This window comes from Streptomyces sp. NPDC006510, from assembly GCF_040611955.1.
Classification (GTDB): domain Bacteria; phylum Actinomycetota; class Actinomycetes; order Streptomycetales; family Streptomycetaceae; genus Streptomyces.
Map to the genome: position 1 here is coordinate 1 of NZ_JBEXPH010000146.1, position 21,082 is coordinate 21,082.

General features: G+C 70.8%; 17 protein-coding genes. 8 read left to right on the forward strand and 9 right to left on the reverse strand.

Going from position 1 to position 21,082, the window contains the following annotated elements; genetic code table 11:
* From ABZY11_RS32090 to ABZY11_RS32105, 4 genes are all read right to left on the reverse strand, one after another.
* Nucleotides 1–1,943: tetratricopeptide repeat protein (locus ABZY11_RS32090; protein WP_356482515.1), on the reverse strand; the 1,943-nt coding region annotated here is incomplete at its 3' end.
* Complete coding sequence (locus tag ABZY11_RS32095) at nt 1,940–3,322, reverse strand: serine protease (protein ID WP_356482516.1); 1,383 nt, start codon at nt 3,320–3,322, stop codon at nt 1,940–1,942. The genes ABZY11_RS32095 and ABZY11_RS32090, both read right to left, overlap by 4 nt.
* Before the next feature lie 181 nt (nt 3,323–3,503).
* Nucleotides 3,504–7,376, reverse strand: coding sequence for an endo-alpha-N-acetylgalactosaminidase family protein (locus ABZY11_RS32100; RefSeq protein WP_356482517.1), 3,873 nt, complete (start codon nt 7,374–7,376; stop codon nt 3,504–3,506).
* A gap of 124 nt (nt 7,377–7,500) precedes the next feature.
* Nucleotides 7,501–8,538, reverse strand: a complete 1,038-nt coding sequence (locus tag ABZY11_RS32105; protein WP_356482518.1) for a helix-turn-helix domain-containing protein — start codon at nt 8,536–8,538, stop codon at nt 7,501–7,503.
* A 272-nt stretch (nt 8,539–8,810) separates the two neighbouring features.
* Here ABZY11_RS32105 and ABZY11_RS32110 point away from each other — a divergent pair, with 272 nt between their 5' ends.
* Entirely contained in the window at nt 8,811–9,533 is a 723-nt protein-coding gene (locus tag ABZY11_RS32110) for a serine protease (RefSeq protein ID WP_356482530.1), read from the forward strand.
* Between the two features lie 91 nt (nt 9,534–9,624).
* Nucleotides 9,625–10,587 carry a helix-turn-helix domain-containing protein gene (locus ABZY11_RS32115; protein ID WP_356482519.1) on the forward strand — a complete coding sequence of 321 codons (963 nt, stop codon included), beginning with the start codon at nt 9,625–9,627 and terminating at the stop codon, nt 10,585–10,587.
* Between the two features lie 152 nt (nt 10,588–10,739).
* Here the strand turns inward: ABZY11_RS32115 and ABZY11_RS32120 are convergent, their stop codons facing one another.
* Complete coding sequence (locus ABZY11_RS32120) at nt 10,740–11,147, reverse strand: hypothetical protein (RefSeq protein WP_356482520.1); 408 nt, start codon at nt 11,145–11,147, stop codon at nt 10,740–10,742.
* A gap of 114 nt (nt 11,148–11,261) precedes the next feature.
* Here ABZY11_RS32120 and sigJ point away from each other — a divergent pair, with 114 nt between their 5' ends.
* Entirely contained in the window at nt 11,262–12,209 is a 948-nt protein-coding gene (gene sigJ / locus ABZY11_RS32125; RefSeq protein ID WP_356482521.1) for an RNA polymerase sigma factor SigJ, read from the forward strand.
* 126 nt (nt 12,210–12,335) lie between these two features.
* On the opposite strand, the gene ABZY11_RS32130 is transcribed toward sigJ, so the two are convergent.
* Nucleotides 12,336–13,208: an MBL fold metallo-hydrolase gene (locus ABZY11_RS32130; RefSeq protein WP_356482522.1), complete on the reverse strand. Its 873-nt coding sequence runs from the start codon at nt 13,206–13,208 to the stop codon at nt 12,336–12,338.
* A gap of 117 nt (nt 13,209–13,325) precedes the next feature.
* Complete coding sequence (locus ABZY11_RS32135; protein ID WP_356482523.1) at nt 13,326–13,769, reverse strand: ATP-binding protein; 444 nt, start codon at nt 13,767–13,769, stop codon at nt 13,326–13,328.
* A gap of 111 nt (nt 13,770–13,880) precedes the next feature.
* On the opposite strand from ABZY11_RS32135, the gene ABZY11_RS32140 reads away from it, so the two are divergent.
* Entirely contained in the window at nt 13,881–14,705 is an 825-nt protein-coding gene (locus ABZY11_RS32140; RefSeq protein WP_356482524.1) for a helix-turn-helix transcriptional regulator, read from the forward strand.
* On the forward strand, nt 14,702–14,950 hold the full coding sequence (locus tag ABZY11_RS32145) for a DUF397 domain-containing protein (protein WP_356482525.1): 249 nt from the start codon (nt 14,702–14,704) through the stop codon (nt 14,948–14,950). The genes ABZY11_RS32140 and ABZY11_RS32145 overlap by 4 nt, the downstream gene beginning before the upstream one ends.
* Before the next feature lie 24 nt (nt 14,951–14,974).
* On the opposite strand, the gene ABZY11_RS32150 is transcribed toward ABZY11_RS32145, so the two are convergent.
* Nucleotides 14,975–16,075 (reverse strand): biotin/lipoyl-containing protein, encoded by a 1,101-nt coding sequence (locus tag ABZY11_RS32150; protein WP_356482526.1) that lies wholly within the window; start codon nt 16,073–16,075, stop codon nt 14,975–14,977.
* 200 nt (nt 16,076–16,275) lie between these two features.
* Here ABZY11_RS32150 and ABZY11_RS32155 point away from each other — a divergent pair, with 200 nt between their 5' ends.
* Entirely contained in the window at nt 16,276–17,505 is a 1,230-nt protein-coding gene (locus ABZY11_RS32155) for a glycoside hydrolase family 64 protein (RefSeq protein WP_356482527.1), read from the forward strand.
* A 302-nt stretch (nt 17,506–17,807) separates the two neighbouring features.
* On the opposite strand, the gene ABZY11_RS32160 is transcribed toward ABZY11_RS32155, so the two are convergent.
* Entirely contained in the window at nt 17,808–18,113 is a 306-nt protein-coding gene (locus ABZY11_RS32160) for a hypothetical protein (RefSeq protein ID WP_356482528.1), read from the reverse strand.
* Nucleotides 18,114–18,250: 137 nt separating this feature from the next.
* Between ABZY11_RS32160 and ABZY11_RS32165 the strand changes: the two genes are divergently transcribed.
* Together ABZY11_RS32165 and ABZY11_RS32170 are read left to right on the forward strand one after the other, a co-directional pair.
* Nucleotides 18,251–19,735 carry an FtsK/SpoIIIE domain-containing protein gene (locus tag ABZY11_RS32165; protein ID WP_356482529.1) on the forward strand — a complete coding sequence of 495 codons (1,485 nt, stop codon included), beginning with the start codon at nt 18,251–18,253 and terminating at the stop codon, nt 19,733–19,735.
* 163 nt (nt 19,736–19,898) lie between these two features.
* Nucleotides 19,899–21,082, forward strand: a 1,184-nt coding sequence (locus ABZY11_RS32170; RefSeq protein WP_356482531.1) for a serine/threonine-protein kinase, incomplete at its 3' end; no start/stop codon positions are given.

A 21,082-nucleotide genomic window follows, 5' to 3' on the forward strand; every position in this document is an offset into this window, starting at 1 on the left:
GCCGCGAGCCGGGCCGCCCGGATGCGCAGCGCGGCGATCCGGGCGACGGCGTGGTCCCGCGACTCGTCCGGCACCAGGTCCAGGACCCCGGCCGCGGCGTCCCGGTCGCCGCGTTCCAGGGCCAGCCTGGCCAGGCCCAGCGCGGCACCGACGTGCGAGGGGTTGCGGGCGTGCACGGCCCGGAAGAGTTCGTACGCCGAGGGGATCGGACCGGCCGGGCGGTCCGGGCCGAGCTGTTCCGCGGCATAGGCCAGGGCCAGCTTCGCGGCGTACTCGCCGGGCAGCGCGCGGTGGACGGCGGCGAAGTGTTCCAGGGCGGCCTCCAGGAGTTGCCGCCGGTCGTCCAGGACCTCGGCGCTGCGCAGCGCGACAAGTCCCCGGTGCCAGCTGAGCCGCCACTGCCGCACCGGGCCGGGGCCGGGTATGGCGTTCGCCGCCTCCACCTGTTCGCGTGCCCGGGTCAGCGCTTCGCCGCCCTCCTGGCCGAGCAGCAGCCGGGCATTGTGCAGGCAGATCTCCACCGACCGCTCGCCCTCGTCGGGCTGGGCCAGCAGTCGGCCGGGGTCGTAGCTGCTCACCAGGAACCGGGCGGCCTCCGGGTCCCCCGGATAGGGCCTGGGCACCGGCAGTCGGCGGGCGATCTCGGTGGGGGTGGGAAGACCGGAGTCCAGGGCGGGTGCTTCGCGCGTCTCGTCGCGGCGGTGCGGGGTGCGGTCCAGCCAGTGCGCGTAGTCGGGTACGGAGCCCAGTCGCGCGCCGAGCAGTTCGGTGGACGGGGTGAAGTACGCGGACGGTTCGGCCCGGTCCCGTTTGCCGCGCAGCGCCCTGATCTCGCGCAGCACTCCGCGCAGCTGGCCCGCCATCTCCTCGGCGTCGGCGAACCGGCGTTCCGGGTCCTGGTCGGTCGCCCGCTCCACCACCAGCCGGAACGAGCTGGTGCCGAGGCCGGGTACGTCGTCGCCGACCGCCCAGCCGGCCAGTTCGGCCAGGGTCTTGCCGACCGTGTGGATGTCGTGGGCGACGGTCAGCGGGCTGCCGCTGACCATCTCGGGCGCGGCGTATCTGGGGGTGATGACGGGCGGTGGCTCGGTGGATCCGCGCTTGCGTACCCCGCCGAGGTCGATGACCTTGACGCCGTCGTGCTGGTGGACGACGTTGGACGGCTTCATGTCCCCGTACAGGAATCCCATGCCGTGCAGATGGGCGAGGGCTTCGAGGATCTGGCAGCCGTAGGTGATGACGTGTTCGATGTCGAGGACGAAGTTGCCCTGCCGGGTCGCTTCGACGACGGCGGAGAGCGTGCGGTCGCCGACGTCCTGCATCACGATGTAGCCGCCGGAGACCGTGCCGTCCTCGCTGCTGGTGCTGACGAAGTCCCGGATCTGGACGATGCGTTCGTGCCGGATCGCGACCAGGCTGCGGCGCTCCTCACCGGCCTGGGCGGCGCCCCGTTCCGCGTACCGGTTCAGCATCCCCTTCACGGCCACGAGGTCTTCGAGGTGGGTGTCGCGGGCGAGGTAGACCCAGCCCTGGCCGCCGTGGGCGATGGGGCCGAGGACGCGGTACTGGTTCTGGAGCAGCGGCCCGTCGCGGAGTTCGGGGCGGTAGGAGTAGGGGGCGCCGCACCTGGGGCAGTGGCCCTCGTCGGGCGGCGGGGCGGCGGTGTACGGGGCGACGAAGTACGTGGCGCAGGACTTGGCCGAGCAGCTCATCCGGATGTGGGCCCGGGTCACGGCGGCGCTCAGCCGCTGGTCGGGGGTGTTCGGCCGGAGCGGGGGCAGTTCCAGCAGGCCCCTGGGCCCGCACTTGTCGGGGGCGGTGGGCAGCGGCGGGAGTCCGGGGCCGTCCTCGGAACGGCCGCAGGTGTCGCAGTAGCCGGTGGGCTGCACGGCGCCGTCGCAGGGGGCTCCGGTGAACCGGCGGTGCGGGCAGGGGATCCTCATCGGTGACCGGCCCGGCCCTGGTCGGTGGGCTGTCCGGGTACGTCCGCCCGGCCGTGCCTGTGCAGGTCCGCCCGGAGTTCACGCAGCAGGGTGCGCAGGGCGGTGAGCCGCTCGTGCGGGTCGTCGACGGTGCGCAGCCGTGCCAGCTGCCGCCGTCGGCGGGCCGCGTCGGTCCGCGGCAGGGGGCTCAGGGAGCCCGACTCCACCAGGCCGTTCAGTCCGGCCCATTCCGTTTCGATGCCCTCGACGCGGCGGACCAGTTCGTCGGCCCGCTCGTCGAGGGCGGGTAACAGCAGCTGTCGCGCCACCTCGGTCACCTCTTCGCCGCGGCTGTCCCGCACGATGACGAGCAGCCGGAAGCCGAGTGTCCGTACCCGTGCGAGCAGGGGCACCAGCCGGTGCGGCTGCCGGTCCTCGTCGAGGCCGATCACGGCGAGGGTGGGCCCCGCGCTCCCGGTCCCGTCGTCCGCCGGCCGCGTGGGCGGGGTACCGCCTGCGAGCAGCCAGTCGCGGTACGCCTGGGCCTGGTGGCGGGGTGGCCGCAGCCTGGTCACCAGCTCGTCGACGAAGTCCTCGGGGGTGGTGCGTCCGCCCCGGTAGACGAGATGGGCGCGGTGCAGGTGGTGCCTGAGGGTGCGGTCGCGGCCGCCGCCGTGCGGTACGACGCTGAAGCGCACCGCTGGTTCGTCGTCCCCGGCGAACCAGCGCCGCAGCCGCCGGGCCAGCCCGTGGTCCCAGCCGTCCGGGCCGCTCAACTCGGCGACCAGCGGGACGAGTTCGGCGATCCGGTCGATCGGGATCATGTACGAGAACGCCAGGTCGTTGTCGGCCGGCAGCGCCAGATCGAGGTCGCCGCGCCAGCTGACGACCATCCCGACGACCCGCTCGGGCGATCCGGCCGGTCCGCCGCGCACCTGCACGGCGGCCCCGCTGAACCCCGGTTTCACCACCTGTTCGTTGCGTCCGGCGTCGAGCTGGATCCAGGCGCCGTGCGCTCCGCTGATCCGCCCGGTCAGCCACATCCCGTCGGCGAAGGACCGCGCGTACCCGCCGATCCACACCTCGCGGCCGCGCTCCAGGCTCCGGTCGAGCGTCGCGGGGGTGGCGTGCGGGCGCGGGCTGTCCAGGGCGAGTACGGCGATGTCCTCGCGGGTCGCGCCGAGACCGGGCAGCCAGCCGCCCTCGGCCACGCGTGCCCCGACCGGGGCGATGGCGGGGTTCTCGGCGAACTCCACCCAGATCCGGGCATCCGGCTCCCCCACGACGTGCGCGCAGGTGAGTGCCCGGTCCTGGGTGAGCAGCACACCGGCGCCGCAGACCTGCCCGTCCGCGGTGCCCTGTCGCAGCCGGAGCCGCCAGTCCGCCTTCAACTCCCCCATACCGCACGAGAATACGCGCGCAGCGGGCGCCGCTCCCAGTCCCTGGACATACTCCGGTCACCCGGTGTCCACCGGATGTCACTCCACGGGAGGGCCGTTCCCCGCATGCGTGATGCGGGACGGGTGCGCTCGCGAGGTGCGCGCCCGTCCCGCATCGCAGGGGTTCACCTGCCGCAGGGGTTCAGCCGCCGCAGTGGAAGCGTGCGTCGCCCCAGTCCGCGTGGTCGTTGCCGTTGCCGTCGCCGCCGTCTCCGACGAGCAGTTCGACGTACTTGGCTCCGGTGACGTCCGCCGTCAGCGACCAGGCGCTGTCGGCCGCCTTCAGCACGGGCGACTTCACCTTCTCGGTGCCGTCGGCCGTGACGGAGAACTGCACGCTGCCGGCGGTCTTCTGCACGTCGTCCACGCCGACCTGGGCGGTGAACGAGGTGCACTTGCCGCCCAGGTAGTAGCGGATTCTCGCCGGTGCGTGGCTGCCGAGGCCCTTGGTGTAGACAGTGCCACCGATGGTCAGCGGGGAGCCGTCGCCGGTGCCGGTCTCACCGTTGGAGAGGTTCTTCTCCACCGGGCCCCAGCCGTTCTCGGCGGCCGTCCAGTCCAGGTCGCCGGCCCAGCTGTCGGTGGTGGGCGGCGGCGGCAGGGTCCGTACCGAGGTCTGCGCGCCGAGCGTGCGCTGTGTGCCGCCGACCGTGTAGTTCGCCTCGGAACTCAGGCCGTACACCTGGTACTTGGCATCCACCGGAGGGGTGACCTGCCAGCTGCCGGTGACCTCGGTGCCCGCCGCGACCGAGTCGAAGGCGACGGGTCCCACGGGCTCCGCCTGCCAGCCCTCGGGAACGGACAGGCTCAGCGCGACGCCGGTCGCCGCCGTCGCCTCGTAGTTGGTGAACGAGACCTTGACGGTGTTGGCCGTGCCCGGCTCCAGGGTCTCGGCGGCCGGCTCGACGCCGAGGGTGCCGCAGGCGGCCTGCTCGGAGGCGGGGACCGGGCCGAGGTCGGTCACGGTGAAGGAGTCGAGGACGAAGTCGGCTCCATCGGGGGCGTCGTCGCGCTTGCGCAGTCCGGTCCAGGTGTCGCCGCAGCCGGCGGTGACGGTCTCGGTGAAGTGGCCGGTGGTGCGCTGCTGTCCGATGGCGGTGGTCCGGGTCTCGATCGAGTCGGGGTCGCCGTCGGCGGTGATCCGGTCGTAGCCGTCGACCCATTCGTAGGCGCCCGCGTGGCTGGACTGGTAGTCGTACTCGACCCGGTAGCGGTGCCCGTCGGTCATCGGCACGGTCCACGGGGCGGTGCGGTAGACGAGTCCGGCGTTCTCCTCGTGGGACTTGAGGGACTCCTTGCCGCTGATCACGTCGTCGATCAGCTTTCCGTTCCAGCCGGCCTGGGTGTACGGGGCGTGCAGCTGGGAGATGACGGTGCGGGGGTCGGTGGAGCCGCCCGCGTCGCCCTTGAGGAAGGGACCCCAGCCCTGGTCCACGGCCTCGAAGTCCTCGTAGGAGAGGGTGTTCTCCTTGGTCTTCGGTGCGTTGGCGACGATGCGTACGTCATCGGCCCGGACGCTCACGGCGCTGCCCCCGGCCGCCTCGATGCGCAGGGTGGTGCGGCCGTTCGCGGGGGCGGTGAAGTTCACCTTGGCCCGCTGGAAGTACGTACCGTGCCGCTCGGACGCGGCGACCTGGTCCTTGACGGTGGAGCGGTCCACCGAGACGGACTTGCCGCCGGTCGAGAGCGTGGTGTGCCGGGTCTTTCCGGGCTGGACCTCGATGAGCGCGGACGCGGTGTAGCGCTTGCCGGGCGTGAGTCCGTCGATGCGCTGCGAGAGCGCCGCCGTGGCGTTGCCGGAGAGCCGGGCGCTGTTGAGGCCCTTGCGGTCGGTCTCGCGGGCGACGGTTCCGGTCTTCGACCAGGCGGTCAGCCCGTTGTCGTTGAAGCCCGGGTCGTCGACCGGGGTGCCCTCGCCCCACTTGGGGTCGGTGGCCTGCGGGGCCTGCTCCGGGTAGAGGACGTACGGCCGACCGGCCTCGGCGGTCAGCGTGATCCTCCCGTCGGCCGGCTTGACCGTGCCGGCCTTGACCCGCCCGTTGTCGGTGAGTTCGTAGACGGTGTACGTGCCGTTCGACGGCACCGCCCAGCTGCTCGTACCGCCGGACTTGCTGTAGTGGTACAGCTTCTTCCCGCCGTCCCACGGCAGCAGGTAGTCGGTGCCGCTGAGGACCTTGCGGCCGTGGTCGTAGAAGGTCCGCCTGCCGTCCTCGACCGTGCCCCGGACACCGCCGGTGAGGGTGATGTCATTGCCGTCCCAGCGGGTGATCTGCTGCTGCTGGAGGTACTTGGCGGGCAGGTTGCGCTGCCAGATGTTGTTGTAGAAGGCGTTCCAGTCGGTCTCGCCGGTCCAGCCCTCGAACTCCTCGATGGCACTCTGGCCGAGGACCGGGTCGTTGTTCCAGACGTCCTTCTCGCCGTTGCGGATGAACCGGATGATCTTCGAGTTGAGGCCCTTGTTGGTGGCGCCGCCGTAGTCGAGGTCATTGGCCCAGTGCGACCAGAGCGAGCCGCGTTCGAACTTGTCGGCCCACTCGGTGCCGACGTTCCAGCCCTGCTGCTGCACCGACCGTAGGGTCTTGTCGGCGATCCAGCCGTGCGTGTAGTAGACGTCGATGTAGAGCAGGCTCAGGTTCGGGTCGGTCTCGTCGCGCAGCTGCTGGAAGCGCTTGGCCAGGTCACCGCTGTTGATGTCGCGGCGCTGGTCGATGTAGTAGCTCTGGCCCAGCCAGTTCCAGCCCGGCCTGGTCTTGTCGACGAGCTTCTCGTCGAAGGCGTTCGCCTCCGGGTACGCCTCGGTGGCGTTGACGTGGACGCCGAAGGTGGCACCCCACTTCTTGCCGTCCTTCAGGAGCTCGTTGAGCTCCTTCAGGCCGCCGGCGCGCTTGTTGTAGTCGCCGCCGTAGTCGGGGTGGGCGGAGTCGTGGCCCTCGGAGGCGTACCCCTTGAGCAGCGCCAGCTGCCCGAGGCCGTCGGTGGCGAGGGAGATCCGCTTGACGTCGTCGAGGGTGCGCAGGAAGGGGTGGGTGGCCTGGCTGGCGAAGTTGAACGGGATGTGGGTGATGACCCGGTCCGGGGTGTCCTTGCTGCCGGGCGCCTTGGCGCCGATGGAGCGGAACGCGACGGCGCCGTCCTGCCAGTCGACCGACTTGTCGCCGTTGGCATCGGGGGTGACGACGACCTTCGCCCAGGGGAGGTTGTCCCCGCTCTCCGGCTTCGGCGCCCCGGCGCCGCGGTAGGTCCACTGGCCGGACCAGACGCCGACCCGGACGCTGCCGTCGTCGGCCTTGCGGGCCTGGTGCCAGAACCGGGCGTCGTCGCCGCCGGTGGCGCCGGACGGCTTGTCGTACGAGGAGTTGGACTCGACGGCCGCGGCGAGCGAACCGGTGTTGACGATCGCGTAGGAGGCACCGACCGGTGCCTTGTCGGCGGCGGTGTCTCCGGTGACCTTCGCGAACACGTCGGCGGTCTTCGTCGAGTCGTTGTCCAGCCGGGTGAAGGCGGTGGCACCGCCGGTGTCCGTGGAGCCGACGGAGACCAGGTCGTGGCCGGGGATGTCGATGGTGCCGACGCGGAACGCCTCGGTGTCGCGGACGGCCGTCACCTTGAAGGTGGTGGCGCGTCCGGAGACGGAGAGCGAGGCGTCGATCTCGATGCCGGGCAGGTCGGTGAAGGTCAGCGTGTAGTGGGCGGCCGAGGCGGTGACCACGGGGGCGCCCTTGAGCTTCACCGGGTGCGCGGTGCCGTTCAGGGTCACGGCGGTGACCGGCTGCGTACTGCCGAGCAGCCGGCTGCCGCCGGCCTTGTCGGTGTACGCCAGGACGCGCGGGAAGTCGTCAGCGACGGCGACCGAGAGCTGCGCGGATCCGATGACGGTGGCCCCCGCGGGTACGGCCGGCCCGACTGCTGCGGGTGAGGGAGTGGCGGCTGTGGCGGGGAGGGCGGTCCCCACCAGCGCCAGGACGGCGGCTGAGGCGGCGGCGACAGCGCCCGCCGAAGTGAATCTTCGCGACATGTGCTCTGAGTAGTCCCCGTGACCGGACACCGTCAACGACCTGCCGCGACTCGGAACGCTCCAGTCCAACAACCGCGTTGCGTAAGTCCAAGTGGACGGTACGTGTCCTGCCGGGGCCGCGATGTCAGGTACGGCGCCCGTCGGCGCTGACCGGCCCCTCGCGTTCCGCGGCTTCGGCCCGCTTGCCGTCCGCCCAGGTCAGGGCGGCCACCATGGAGCGGAAGGCGGTGCGGTAGACGCGCGGCCCGGTGCCCGTGTGGTGCTGGAAGTGGTGGCGCAGGTTGGCGGGTGTGCCGAACCCGGTGCGTACGGCGATGCGTTCCACCGGCTCGTCCCCGCGCTCCAGCAGGCGTTGCGCCGCCTGGACGCGGGCGCGCAGGAGGTACTGGAGCGGGGAGAGCCCGGTCTCGGCGCGGAAGCGCCGGTTCAGGCCGCGGACGGTGAGCCCCGCGTGGTCGGCGATGTCGCTCAGTGTCAGCGGGTGATCGAGGTGGGCCTCCAGCCACCGGAGCGTGGGCCCGAGGCTGTGCCGGGTCACGGCGGGCGGGGCCGCGGGGCCGGTGTCCTTCTCGGCGTCGGCGGGTGCGTGGAGCTGCATGAAAACCTGCCGCTCCGTCTCGATGGCGACCGGTGTGCCGTGGTCCAGGGTGATCAGATGCAGGCAGAGATCGAGGCCGCCGAGCGCTCCGGCCGCGCTGTGGAACGGGTCCGCGTCCACGACCGAACCCTCCGGATCGACGTCGATCAGGGGATGGCGCCGCGCCAGCTCCGCCGCGTACGGTCGGCCGGTGGCCGCCCGCCGTCCGTCCAGGAGCCCGGTGGCGGCGAGGGCGAACGTCCCCGTGCCGATCGCGCCGATACGGCAGCCCCGGTCGGCGGCGGCCCGCAGGACGTCGGCGACCGCGGGTTCCGGCTCGTCGCGGAAACCGGCGTGGCCGGGCAGCAGTACGGTGTCGGCGTCCGCCAGCCCTTCCAGGCTCCAGGGCGTGTCGATGGCGAAGGGCGCCGGGGAGCCGGTCCCGCGAAAGCCCGGGGCGGTGCAGTACCGCACCTCGTACGCGACATGCGGGTGGTGCCGGGCGGCGGTGCCGAAGCACATACCCGGCCCGGTGAGTTCGTGGCCCGGCACCCCGTCGAGCGCGAGAACGGCGATCACTGACATGTCCAGAATTTAGCCGAGAGTGACATCAGGGCCGCTTTTTCCGGACCGGCCCGGTCCGCAGGATTGGTGTTGCGCGGCACCGGAAGCGATACGCCGCCCGGCAGCCGGTTCGCACATCCACCACGCGCCCGACGCGCATCGCAGCGAAGGAATCACCCGTGTTCACACGCATTTCGCCGTCCTCCGGCCCGTCCCGGTCCCGCACGTCCCGCTCCCGCCGCGCCGGACGGTTCGCCGCCGTCGCGCTGGCCGCGACGGCCTGCGTCACGGCCATGACCGGCAGCGCCAACGCCATCGTCAACGGGCAGGAGGCCACGCAGCGTTACCCGTTCATGGCCACGATCCCGCAGTGGGCGGGCGAGGTGCACGCCCAGTGCGGCGCGTCGCTGATCACCTCGCGCTGGCTGGTGACGGCGGCCCACTGCGTCAACCCGGAGGCGCTGGACGGCATCGTCCGCATCGGCTCCAACGACCGCGAGTCCGGCGGCACCGTGCGCCACATCAAGCGGACCGTCGCCCACCCCGACTACGACGTCCAGTCCAACCCCAGCAGGAACGACATCGCGCTCGTCGAGCTGGACCGCCCGGTCTCGGAGAAGCCCATCCGCATCGCCGACAAGGTGGGCCGTCCCGGCACCCCGACACGGCTGCTCGGCTTCGGCACGGTCCTCGACACGGACAAGCTGGCCGACGCGGTGTTCCCGGACCGGCTCCAGGAGCTGGACACCCGGATCGGGGCCGTGAACGAGTGCTCGCCCGGACGCGCCGACAGGACCCGGATCTGTACGGTCAGCAGGACGCCGGGCGCCATGGCCTGCTTCGGCGACTCCGGCGGCCCGCAGATCCAGCGCGGCCGGGACGGACGCTGGGAACTGGTCGGCGCCACGTCGGGCGACGGGGACACCGACCCGACCTGCGGCACCGGCCCCGGCATGTACACCAACGTTCCCGCGTACGCGAAGTGGATCGACAGGACCATCCACACGCGCCGCTGACGCGACACGTACCCGGGCGGGCCGTCCTGCCGCCCGGGTACGTCCCGCCCGCCCCGGGCCCCCGTTCCCGCCCTCGGACAGGTTCTGGAATATGTCCGTAATCGCCGTTCTCGTGCCCGACAGGCTTCCCGGACACCAGCTCACCACCCCCGGACTGGTCTTCGGAACAGCGACGGCCGGCCACCCCGACGCCGCCTACGAAGTACGGCTGTGCGCCGCTCCCGGCCTCACCGCCCTGGGGGCGCCCGCACCGCTCCCGGTCTCCGTCCCGTGGGGGCTCGACGGACTCACCGACGCGGACGTCGTCCTGATCCCCGGCCAGGACGGCGACGGCCCGCGCGACGAGCCCGCGCCCCCGGTGCTCGCGGCGCTCCGGGCCGCAGCCGCCCGCGGCTGTCGCATCGGCGCGATCGGAACGGGGGTCTTCACCCTCGCGGCCACCGGTCTCCTGGACGCCCACCGCGCCACGACCGGCTGGCGCCACACCGAGGAGCTGGCCCGCCTCCACCCCCGTATCGAGGTCGATCCGATCGGCACGGTCGTGACCGACGGCCGGTTCCTCACCTCGGCCGGGATCTTCGGCGGCATGGACGTCTGCCTGCGGCTGCTGGCCCAGGACCACGGTGAGCGGGTGGCCGGTGAGACGTCCCGGGGACTCCTCACCCCGCTCCTGACGCACGGCGACCGGGTCCAGGAGTGCATCGACCGCGAACTCACGGAAAGCGCCGGCATCGAACCGACGCTGCGCTGGCTGGAGACCCGCCTGCACCTTCCCCTGACCCCGGCGGACATCGCCGCGCACGCCGGGATCAGCGTCAGCAGCCTCAACCGCCGCTTCCACGCGCAGACCGGCGTCACCCCGCCCCAGTACCTGCTGCGGCGGAGGCTGGAGCGGGCCCGCGAACTGCTGGAGGACACCGACGAGGGGGTGGAGCGGGTGGCGGCCCGGTGCGGCTTCACCTCCCCGGCCGGCCTGCGCCACCACTTCTCCCGGCTGACGGGCACCACGCCCCGCGCCTACCGCGCCCGCCACAGGGCGGCCGCGTCCGGGTAGGGCCCAGGGGCTTTCGTCCGGATCAGGCCGGGTCAGGGAGCGGGGGCCGGTGCTGTGGATCGCAAGGCGGAGGAGGAGTCATGGCGGCGCCATGGCGACCGCCGACAACGCGGCGAGGCGCACCACCAGCCCCCGCGAGCCCGGCGTGATGCCTAGTCGCGTGCCGCTCCCGCGTTCCGGCGGGCCAGCGCCAGCACGCTCAGGCCGAACATCAGGACGCCCAGCGGGACATGGACCGACGGGACGTGCGCGATGCCGAGCACGACCTGCACCGAGGCGAGGGCGAGGAAGCCGGACGCGTACCCGATGGAGCGGGGCGAGCCGCCGCCGGGCCGCCAGGCCAGCACCGCGGCCAGCACGTACAGCATCGACGCCCCGTACATCACCCGCGCCCCGACGCCGTGCAGCAGTTCACCGTGCGACGAGGACAGCAGCACACCGGCGCTGACCGCCTGGAGGAAGAGAGTCAGGGTCTGCAGGGCGATCGCTGTCCGCAGGAATGTGGCACCGCGCCGTGCCGCAGCCGTCGTTGTCGCTGTTGCCGTCGTCTGCGTGGTCATGATGTCGTCCCCTTGTCCGCCCGGAAGCAGTGGATCGATAAGGTCTCACCAGCCCGACGACGCAGGTCCGCGGAATGCAAGGCGAGAGAGCGGCGGGCCCGGGGGGAAGCGGTCATGGGCAGGGGTGCACCCGAGTGGGGCGTGGCGGAGGTCGCCGGTGAGCGGCGCCAACTGATCAATATCGCCTACCGGTTGCTCGGTTCGCTGGCCGAGGCCGAGGATGCCGTGCAGGAGGCGTACGCCCGCTGGTACGCGCAGCCTCGGGGCAAACGCGAGGCCGTCGTGTCTCCCGGTGCCTGGCTGACGACGGTGACCGGACGCATCTGCCTGGACGTCCTCGGCTCGGCGCGGGCCCGGCGCGAGCGCTATGTCGGCGCGTGGCTGCCCGAGCCGCTGCCCGACCGCGAGGAGCGGGCCGACGGGCGCGGCACCGACGCCGCCGACCCCGCCGACCAGATCACCCTGGACGAGTCGGTGACCATGGCCTTCCTCGTCGTCCTGGAATCGATGACGCCCGCCGAGCGGGTCGCGTTCGTGCTGCACGACGTGTTCCGCTACTCCTTTCCCGAGATCGCCGCGATCGTCGGCCGCACCCCGGGGGCCTGTCGGGAGCTGGCGAGTTCGGCCCGGCGGCGGGTGCGTGCCGAGCGCGCCCCGGTGGCCTCGACGGCGGGGCAGGCCGAGGTGGTTCGGCACGTCAAGGAGGCGTGGGAGGCCAAGGACATCGCGGCTCTCGTCCGCCTCCTGGACCCCGACGCCGTGATGACCGCCGACGGCGGCGGCCTGGTCGGCACCGTACTGCGCCCGGTCGAGGGAGCCGTGCGCATCGCCGAGTACATGATCGCCATCGCCGACAAGGCCCCGGGCCTGCGGCTCCTGGAGCGTTCGGTGGCCGGAGCGCCCGGCCTGATCGCCCAGCGCGCCGGCGTCACCGTGACCGTGGCCGCGTTCGGCGCCTCCGGCGGCCGCGCCACCCGGATCTGGGTGGTCCGCAACCCGGAGAAGCTCCGCCTGTGGACGCCGGGTGAGCGTTCCGGGGCTCGTCCGCCGGACACGCCGTAGCCGTGGAACGCTCCAGCTGTGGAGCGCCCTGGCCGTGGAACGCCCCAGCTGTGGAGCGCCCTGGCCGTGGAACGCCCTCACCCGGCGACGCCTTCGCCGGCAAGTGTCCTCCCCGGGGAACGTTTTTCACCAGCGAAGAGCCGTGAAGTCGATCGGCCGTGGCCGCAGCAGCCCCGTACGTTCCGCCATCGCGTGCAGCCGCCGGGACATTTCGTCGGCGTCCCGGCGCTGCCGGTCGCCGTGGCCGGGCAGCACCCACTCGAACCGCAGCTGCCCCGCCGTCCGCGCCAGCGAGGCGGCCAACTCCTCGATGGAGTACCAGGTCACGCTCTCCGCGACTTCCAGGTCGTCGGTCGTGCGCGACCAGTAGAAGCTGTCGCCGCTGAAGCAGTACCGGTGGTCCGCGAGGTAGAGCACGCTGCCCCGGGTGTGGCCGGGCAGCGGATGGGCGGTGACGCCCTCGCCGATCTCCACCGGGTCGAGCCCCCGGATCACCCGGTCCGCGTCCGGCGCCGCGTCGAGGTCGCCCTCGTGGATCCACATCCGGGCGCCGAAGTGGTCGGCGTAACGGCGCCCGTGCGCGACGTGGTCGCGGTGGGTGAGCAGTACGTCGGTGACGGGCCCCGTGGCCGCCACGTACCGCTCGGCGAGCGCGGGGCTCCAGCGCGGGGTGTCGATCATCATGACCGAGCCGGACGGACGCCGCAGCAGGTAGGAGTTGGCACCGGCGGTCTGCCGGGAGTTGTGCCCGCAGACCAGTACACCGTCGTCCAGCGCCATCGGGAACGGGTCGAGCGCCGGGTCCGGCTGCCCGGACGCGGGGCGGATCGAGCGGGTGTGACAGGCGAAGACGGCGGCGTGTAAGCGCCGGTTCTCCGCCTCGTTGCTCGGCTGCCGCAGGATCCGCGACGCCCCTTCCTCCTCTCCGATCAGCTCGGGTGCGAACTGTCGGGCCACGTCGCAGTTGGTGCAGCGGTCGTCCACGTACCAGTCGGTCATGGCAGGGTTCCTTCCACTTCCACGGGAACGGCCCCGTCGAGGGCCGCCATTTCAGGGATAGCCCACGCGCGGCCGGAACCGGTAGACCCTGCCGATCTTGTATCTCGGCCCCCGGGTCTATCTCGTCGACATGCCGCGTTCCACCCCCGCCGACACCTCGAACTCGCACCACACCACCTTGCCGGGGTTCCGCTCCCCCACCCCCCACTTGTCGGCGAGCGCCGCCACCAGCCGCAGCCCACGGCCCCCTTCCTCGTCGGAGGCCGCCCAGGAATCGGCGAGCCGGACCTCCCCGCCACCGCTGTCGTGGACCTCGATGCGCAAAGTGCCGTCGGCCGGCTCCAGGTAGAGGTGAAGCCGGAAGCCGCGACCGGGCGGGACGCCGTGCAGCACGGCATTGGTGACGAGCTCGCTCACACAGAGCAACACCTCGTCGGCGCGGTCCTCGCACGCCCAGTCGACGAGAGCGTCACGCACGAACTTCCGTACGAGCGGCACGGATCGGCGTTCCCGGCGGTGAAATACCTCGCGGAAGTGGGGAAGTCGGGTTGTCTCGTTCACGACTCCAACGTCACACAAAGTCACTACCGTTGAGCAGCGCGTCGGGTCGTACAACGGAGATGTACGACTTCTGACGGGTCATCCGGGGTTCGTGACGGGGAGAGGCAGTTCATGCAACCGGCAAAGAAGAAGAGCAAGCGGATCACGTCCTGGCACCTGATCGGCGCCCAGCTGGCGATGTTCCGCAAGGCGGCCCGAATGACACAGGCGGTCCTGGCCGAACGGTGCTCCGTGGGCGAGGACACGATCGCGTCGATCGAGCAGGGGCGCAGGGCGCTGCAGTGGGACCTCGCGGTCCTGCTGGACGAACTGCTCGACACGAAGGGGGCGTTGCAGGTCGCGGTGGAGAAGGTGCCCAAGAAGGAGCGGTTCCCGGCGTTCGTACAGGATTTCGTGGACTACGAGCAGAAGGCGGCGACGCTGCTCTCGTACCAGAACCAGGTGGTACCGGGGCTGCTCCAGACCGAGGAGTACATCCGGTTCGTTTTCTCCTGCCAGTACCCGCCTCTCGAAGATGATGAGCGGGAGGACTGGGTTGCGGGCCGACTCGACCGACAGAAGCTCCTCGAACGCAAGCCCCGCCCGATGCTGCACTTCCTGCTGGAGGAGAGCATTTTGCGCGGCGAGCTCGGGAACCCCGTCATGATGCGGAACCAGATCCGGCATCTGCGTCACTGCACGGAACTGCCCTTCCTGGGACTTCAGATCATGCCGACGAAGCTCCCGAAGCATGCTGGGCTGGCGGGGCCGATGGTGGTGCTGGAGACCCCCGATCACGACCACCTGGTCTATGTGGAAGGGCAGCTGACCAGCTACCTTCACGAGGATCCAGACGACGTCAGTGCGCTCCAGCAGATGTATGGGATGCTGCGTTCGCAGGCGCTTTCCGTCGAGGCGAGCGCACGCCTACTGGACACACTGCTTGGAGAGACATGACCCACGCACGTACCGCCGCCCTCGCCTGGTTCAAGTCCAGCTACAGCAGCAGCCAGGGCGGTGACTGCCTCGAAGTCGCCTACGACTGGCGCAAGTCGAGCTACAGCGGCAGCCAGGGCGGTGACTGCGTAGAGGTCGCCGCCCACCCCGCCGCCGTGCACGTCCGCGACTCCAAGGTGACCGACGGCCCCGTCCTCACCGTTCCCCCCACCGCCTGGACCGCCTTCCTCGAAGCCACGGTCTGAGACACACCGACACCGCCCCGCCCGTCAGAGCGGTTCCAGGCACAGGACCATGTCTCCAACTTCCGCCTCGTGGTCATCACTCTCGGACCACTCCTTCGCGGACTCGGAGCACTTCACGGGCGGGTCGCGGTACAGCACCTTCGAGTAGTACTTGTCTTCACTGCTGTCGCTCAGGAACGCGCGCAGCTGCATGAAGACGCACGGCTGCGTGAACCAGTCCGCGTTCCTGTTGCCCTCGGGGTACTCCTGGGCGACGCAGTCCCCTTCGCGCGCCGCGTCGATGTCCCCCATGAAGAGCGAGCTCTGCGCACCGACCAGCCCGACGACGAGGGCCACCACGATCGCGCAGGCGAGAACCAGCAGCGCGAGACGATCGATACGTAGCCGGCGTACGCGCGGGACCTTCGCTCCCGGGGTACCGATCCCCGCAACGACGGAACCGATGCGGGCCGACGTGCCGTTGTTGCGGTAGACGGCCAGGAGCGTGCCGTTGGCCGGCGAGGTGATCACGGTGTCGCCCCGGACCGACGAGACATCGATCAGCGGCTCGTCCACGGCGACTTCATCACCCACCTGCTTGTGCCAGCGAACGATCCTCGCGCTGCGCGCGCCGGCCGTCTTTCCCGGCAGCCAGGGCAGAGCCACGGGTGTGTACCCGATCGCGGTCTTCTGCCCGGTGGCCCGTACCTGCTGGGCAGTCCGGGGCGGAGCCGGGGGCGCCTGCGGGGGTGTCGGTGGGCGTGGGACCGCCCGAGCGGTCAGCGCCTTGGTCCGCGCCGTCTGCTCCTTGATCAGCTCGGTGACGCCGTCCGGGAGCCGGAGCCCGTCGGATCCGGCGAGCGCGGCGCACCGGCCGAGGAATTCGGTGATGCCCGGCCGTTCGTCGGGCGCCTTGGCGAGCCCCGCCGCGATCAGTGGGGCGATGTCCGCCGGGATACGTGACAGCTCGGGCTCGTCGTGCACGACGCGGTAGATCACAGCTTCGGTGGGGCCGTCCCCGAAAGGGCCCTTGCCGGTGGCGGCGTAGGCCAGGACGGCGGCGAGACAGAAGACGTCGCTCGCCGGCCCGGCCTCCTGGCCCCGGATCTGCTCGGGCGACCCCCAGATGCTCGCAGTTCTCGGCACGATTCGGAGCCGATCTCCAACATCCCTCCTTCTGCTGTGAGTTGTGAAGGATCGAGATCCTTGAGAGCGCTCTCAGCCATAAGTCTTGACGTCGGATGCGACCCTCACCAGAGTGGTGCGCACCACGGACGCCCCGTTGGCTTCACTGCCCGCACGACCGCCCCCGTCCGTGGCCCCCCACACACCTCGGGAGTCCTCTCGTGATTTCGCGCAGACTGTTCCTGACGGGCGGCGCCGCCGCCACCGCGACCGCCCTCACCTACCCGGCCTGGGGCAGCGCCCTGAGCCCGAGCGCCTCCGCTGCCCCCGCGACCTGTGAACTTGCCCTGGAAAACCGCTCGTTGCCGGGCAGGGTCAACGCCTATGTCACCGGCCACGAGCAGGGCACCGACCGCTGGGTGCTGCTGCGGGCCGACGGCAGCGTCTACCGCCCCGACTCCCCCGCCGCACCGCAGACCCCACTGCCCGTCGACTGCGCCATCCCACTGAACGCAGCAGGCGGCGCTCCGGTCGTGCTGACTCTTCCTCAGATGTACGGCGCCCGCGTCTACTTCGTACGCGACGACACGCTCACGTTCTATCTCAACCCCGGCCCCGCCCTGGTCGAGCCGGCATTCGCGACGCCCACGGACGTCAACTACGGCCGCACCTGGTCCTTCTGCGAGTTCACCTTCAACCCGCAACAGCTGTACGCGAACATCAGCTACGTCGACCTGGTCACCGCACTGCCGATCGGCCTGACCCTGGAGGGCGACGCGACGCACACCGTGGCGCCGCTGTCGGACGGCGCGGTGCAGCGGATCGCGGACGGCCTCACCGCCCAGGCCGCCGCCGACGGCCAGCCGTGGGACAAGCTGGTGATCCGCGGGGCGGACGGCAACGCACTGCGGGTGATCTCACCGCAGAATCTGATGGCACCGTTCTTCGACCGCCCGGACGAGATGCCGTTCCGGGACGTGTTCACTTCCTACATCGACCGGGTCTGGGAGAAGTACCGCTCCACCGACCTGCGTATCGACCTCCAGGGCGGCCGGGGCGTCCGCACCGGCCGGGTGAACGGGGACGTCCTGACCTTCGAGGGCGGGCACACCTTCACCAAGCCGGTCTCCAAGGACGTCTTCACCTGCAACCACGGCCCGTTCGCCAACAACCCGGGCGACCCGGACGACAAGAAGGCCCTGCTGGCCCGCCTGGCCTCCGGCTTCAACCGCTCCCTGATGCTCACCCACCCCGACCAGCCGAACGGCACCTCGTCCGCCGACTACTACCGGGACCCGGCCACCAACCACTGGTCCCGGGTCGTCCACGCCAACACCCCGATCGGCTACGCCTTCCCCTACGACGACGTCCGCCCCGACGGCGAACCCGACGTCTCAGGCGCAGCGAACGACGGCAACCCCCGCCGCTTCACGGTGAGTGTGGGGGCCTGAGCCGGCGCACGGACGGGCGGCCCCGCCCGTGCGGGCCGCTCGTCCGCGCGAGTGGATCGACTCACTCCGAGTTCCGTCGACAGCTTCGTAGAGGCGGTGGCAGTAAAACGAGACCACCCCGACCTGTCTCGCCGCACTCCACTTCGGCGGGGCCGTCGGCCGACCCGATGAACAGCCCGTGGCAGTATCCGTCCGCTGACGTTGTGTCGGCTTTACCGTCAAGAAACCGAGAAGCCCCGCCAGGATCTACCAGGAGGGGCAACTGGATTACTGGAGGCCCTACTCGGGCCCTGAGCTTCTCCCTACTTCGCCCAATAGATCATCCGTCCGTAAGAATCAAGGTTCGCCGGATCCGGTTCTCCCACATGAATCCTGGACTCGATCATGGGGTGTTCTCCAGAAAAGAGAGCATCCAGTTCAAATGTCGCCTGATCGGCGTCCTCTTCAATCTCGGACGTATGACAGCGAACCCAGAAGGTCAACTCTACGCGATTCACCTCGACGAGAACCGCCACAGCAATCACATCCGAGGAAACCAGACCCAGCAGCGCCTGAACCGCGTTCAGGACGATTTCGTTCTCTCGCCGCAGCGCTTCAGAGCTGGTCACGGCGCCCCCGCACTGGGATTCATCGGCACCACACTTGGACTCTTCGTTCCCTTGATCATGAAGATGTTCGTGGGCACTCCAATTCGACCTGCTCGCGGGTTGTTATCAAAACCAGTTACACCCGGGACTCCGATGACGTGCTGCTCGGCTGGGACGAGGACGGCACCCCCATCGTGCTCAGCCTCGCCTACTCCGCGCACGCCCTGGTCGCCGGCCTCACCCGCTCCGGCAAGTCGATCACCGTCAACACCCTGCTCGCGTACGCGTCCCTGATGCGGGATGTGCGTCTGATCGTGATCGACCCCAACCTGGGTGCGGTTGCGCCCTGGTGGCGTACTGCCTACAAAGTCTCCGACGCGTTCCACCCAGACGAGCCGACCGAGATCCTGCGCTGGGTGAGGGAGGAGATGCAGCGCAGGGAGCGGCTGTTCTGGTCCGGTCGCACCGACCGCATCACCGAATTCAGCCCCGAGCTGCCGCTGCTGCTCGTGGTGATCGACGAGGTGGCGAACTACACCAGGCACCCCGACCGCAAGGCCCGCGAACGCTTCGAGGCCGAGCTGCTGGCCATCGCCAGCCAGGGCGCCAAGTTCGGCATCCGGCTGTGGCTGCTCAGCCAGAAGCCCTCCGCCGACGTGCTCACCACCGCCGTGCGCACCAACCTGTCCGCCCGGATCTGCCACCGCGTCGACACCGTCGAGGACTTCCTGCACCTCTTCCCCGACGGCCGGGACCTGGACATCACCGCCGCCGACCGCACCATGCCCCAGGGCGTGTCCATCGCCTCCGTCGGCGACATGCGCACCCCCGTCCGGCTGCGCTCGGTCTACCTTTCCACCGAAGCCTGCTGGCAGATTCTCTTCGAGGTAGCCGCCACGCGTGTAGGCGGCGAGCTTCGTCTTGTCGCCGTTCTTGGCGTAGTGGTTCGTCTCCGCCTTGTACCAGTAGGTGGAGGCATTGCCGTGGACGTCGGTCACGAGGTCGAGGTTCCAGCGCCATGCCTGGGTCATGGCACAGCCGGAGAAGCTGGTTCCGGAGGAATAGCAATGCGAATCTCGTTCGCCCTGTGTCGGGATTCACCCGAAGGCGCACGCGGGCACTGTCCAGAACGACAACTGCCAGGACAAGAACCGGCAACCGATAGCAGCCACCCCGCCGGGCCCAGTTATGGCAATCAACTCGGCGTGACCGTCAGGGAATTCGCGACTGTGGCTGTCCGGGCAGGGTTCGGTCGGACGTCCGGAGCCCAGGACCTCTCGTGCACAGCGTTTGTGATACGTCGCCAGGGGCCCGGCACCGCATACGAGTTGTTCCCGTATCCGCAGGAGACAGCGGGCCGACACCGGCACCTCGCAACCGAACCTCACCACCAGCCGACTGTCGGGTCGTCGCTGCCGGTGGCTGCGACGGGGCGGCCCGCGCCGTGGTCACGGCGTCGGATCTGCCGATGGCCGTGGCCGGTCGGTGGAGGCGTGGTCGTGGATGTTGTCCACCGGCGGCAGGCCGATCGCCGCCCGATGGCTGTTGAGCGCCTCGTCGTACAACGCGTTCACCTTCTGGGCGTCCGGATGCCCTGGTCCGGCGCGACTGGTCCGGCGGTCCGGCCATTCGTGAGGGTGTGAGCCCTCGGCCGTGGATCGTGGACGATGCCGGTTGATGTCACCGGCCGATCCGGCGGGCTGATACCGGAGGGTGTGTGCGCCACGGGCTTCGGTAGTCTCTACGCCTCAAGCGGTCGGTACAGCAGACTCGGGGGAAGACGTGACGGATCATCAGCAGGGACCAGTGCGGGCCGGCGGAGCGGACACTCCGGCGACGGGTCCGGGGGTGTTCCAGCCGCTGGCCGAGGACGACCCGCGTGCTGTGGCCGGATACCTGCTCAGCGCCCGGCTCGGGGCCGGTGGCATGGGAAAGGTGTACCTCTCCTACACGCCTGGCGGGCGACCGGTGGCGATCAAGGTGATCCGTCCCGAGTTCGCCGAGGATCCGGACTTCCGCCGCCGGTTCCAGCAGGAGGTGCGGGCCGCGCAGCGGGTGCAGGGGCTCTACACCGCGCCGGTGATCGACAGCGATACCGAGGGTCCGCACCCGTGGCTGGCCACCGCTTACGTCCAAGGGCCTTCTCTCCACGCGGCGGTCGCCGCACACGGCGCGATGCCGGTGGCGACGGTTCTGCTGCTCGTGGCCGGTGTCGCCGAGGCGCTGCAGGTCATCCACAACGCGGGCATCGTCCACCGCGACCTCAAGCCGTCCAATGTGCTGCTCGCGGTCGACGGGCCGCGCGTCATCGACTTCGGCATCGCGCGGGCCGCCGACGCCACCGCGCTCACCGGTACCGGTGTCAGCGTCGGCACCCCGTCCTTCATGTCGCCCGAGCAGGCGGCCGGGACGAGCTGCACCACGGCGACCGACGTGTTCGCGCTCGGCCAGATCGCGGTCTTCGCCGCGACGGGTGCCGCCGCCTTCGGCGACGGGTCCTCGCACGCCGTCCTCTACCGGATCGTGCACGAGGATCCGGACCTGTCCCGGCTGCCGGACGAACTGCGGGAGATCGTCACCGCCTGCCTCAGCAAGGACCCCGCGCAACGGCCGTCCCCCGCCCGGATCATCGAGATGTGCGGCCAGGCCTCCCAGGACCCGGCGCTGCGCCGCCCGGAGGGCTGGTTGCCGTCCTCCTACGCCACTGATCTCACCCATGCGGCCGCCCCGACCCCGCCGCCGCAGCCGACGCACCTGCCGACCCAAGCGGCCCCGCACACACCCCAGCCGACACACCTGCCGACCCAAGCGGCCCCGCACACGCCCCAGCCGACACACCTGCCGACCCAAGCGGCCCCGCACACGCCGCCGGTCCAGCCGCCGACCCAAGCAGCCCCACACACACCGCCGCCGGTTCATCCGCCGACCCAGGCCGTGCATTCGCACCCGGTTCCTCCCGCCGCAGCGGGCGCCGCTTATGCCTACCCGCC

Bases quoted from the DNA above. Each gene is read 5' to 3' on its own strand.
- ABZY11_RS32145 (WP_356482525.1), top strand. From the start codon at position 14,702: ATGACCCACGCACGTACCGCCGCCCTCGCCTGGTTCAAGTCCAGCTAC.
- ABZY11_RS32115 (WP_356482519.1), top strand. From the start codon at position 9,625: ATGTCCGTAATCGCCGTTCTCGTGCCCGACAGGCTTCCCGGACACCAG.
- ABZY11_RS32130 (WP_356482522.1), bottom strand. From the start codon at position 13,208: ATGACCGACTGGTACGTGGACGACCGCTGCACCAACTGCGACGTGGCC.
- sigJ (WP_356482521.1), top strand. From the start codon at position 11,262: ATGGGCAGGGGTGCACCCGAGTGGGGCGTGGCGGAGGTCGCCGGTGAG.
- ABZY11_RS32105 (WP_356482518.1), bottom strand. From the start codon at position 8,538: ATGTCAGTGATCGCCGTTCTCGCGCTCGACGGGGTGCCGGGCCACGAA.
- ABZY11_RS32100 (WP_356482517.1), bottom strand. From the start codon at position 7,376: ATGTCGCGAAGATTCACTTCGGCGGGCGCTGTCGCCGCCGCCTCAGCC.
- ABZY11_RS32120 (WP_356482520.1), bottom strand. From the start codon at position 11,147: ATGACCACGCAGACGACGGCAACAGCGACAACGACGGCTGCGGCACGG.
- ABZY11_RS32095 (WP_356482516.1), bottom strand. From the start codon at position 3,322: ATGGGGGAGTTGAAGGCGGACTGGCGGCTCCGGCTGCGACAGGGCACC.
- ABZY11_RS32110 (WP_356482530.1), top strand. From the start codon at position 8,811: ATGACCGGCAGCGCCAACGCCATCGTCAACGGGCAGGAGGCCACGCAG.
- ABZY11_RS32140 (WP_356482524.1), top strand. From the start codon at position 13,881: ATGCAACCGGCAAAGAAGAAGAGCAAGCGGATCACGTCCTGGCACCTG.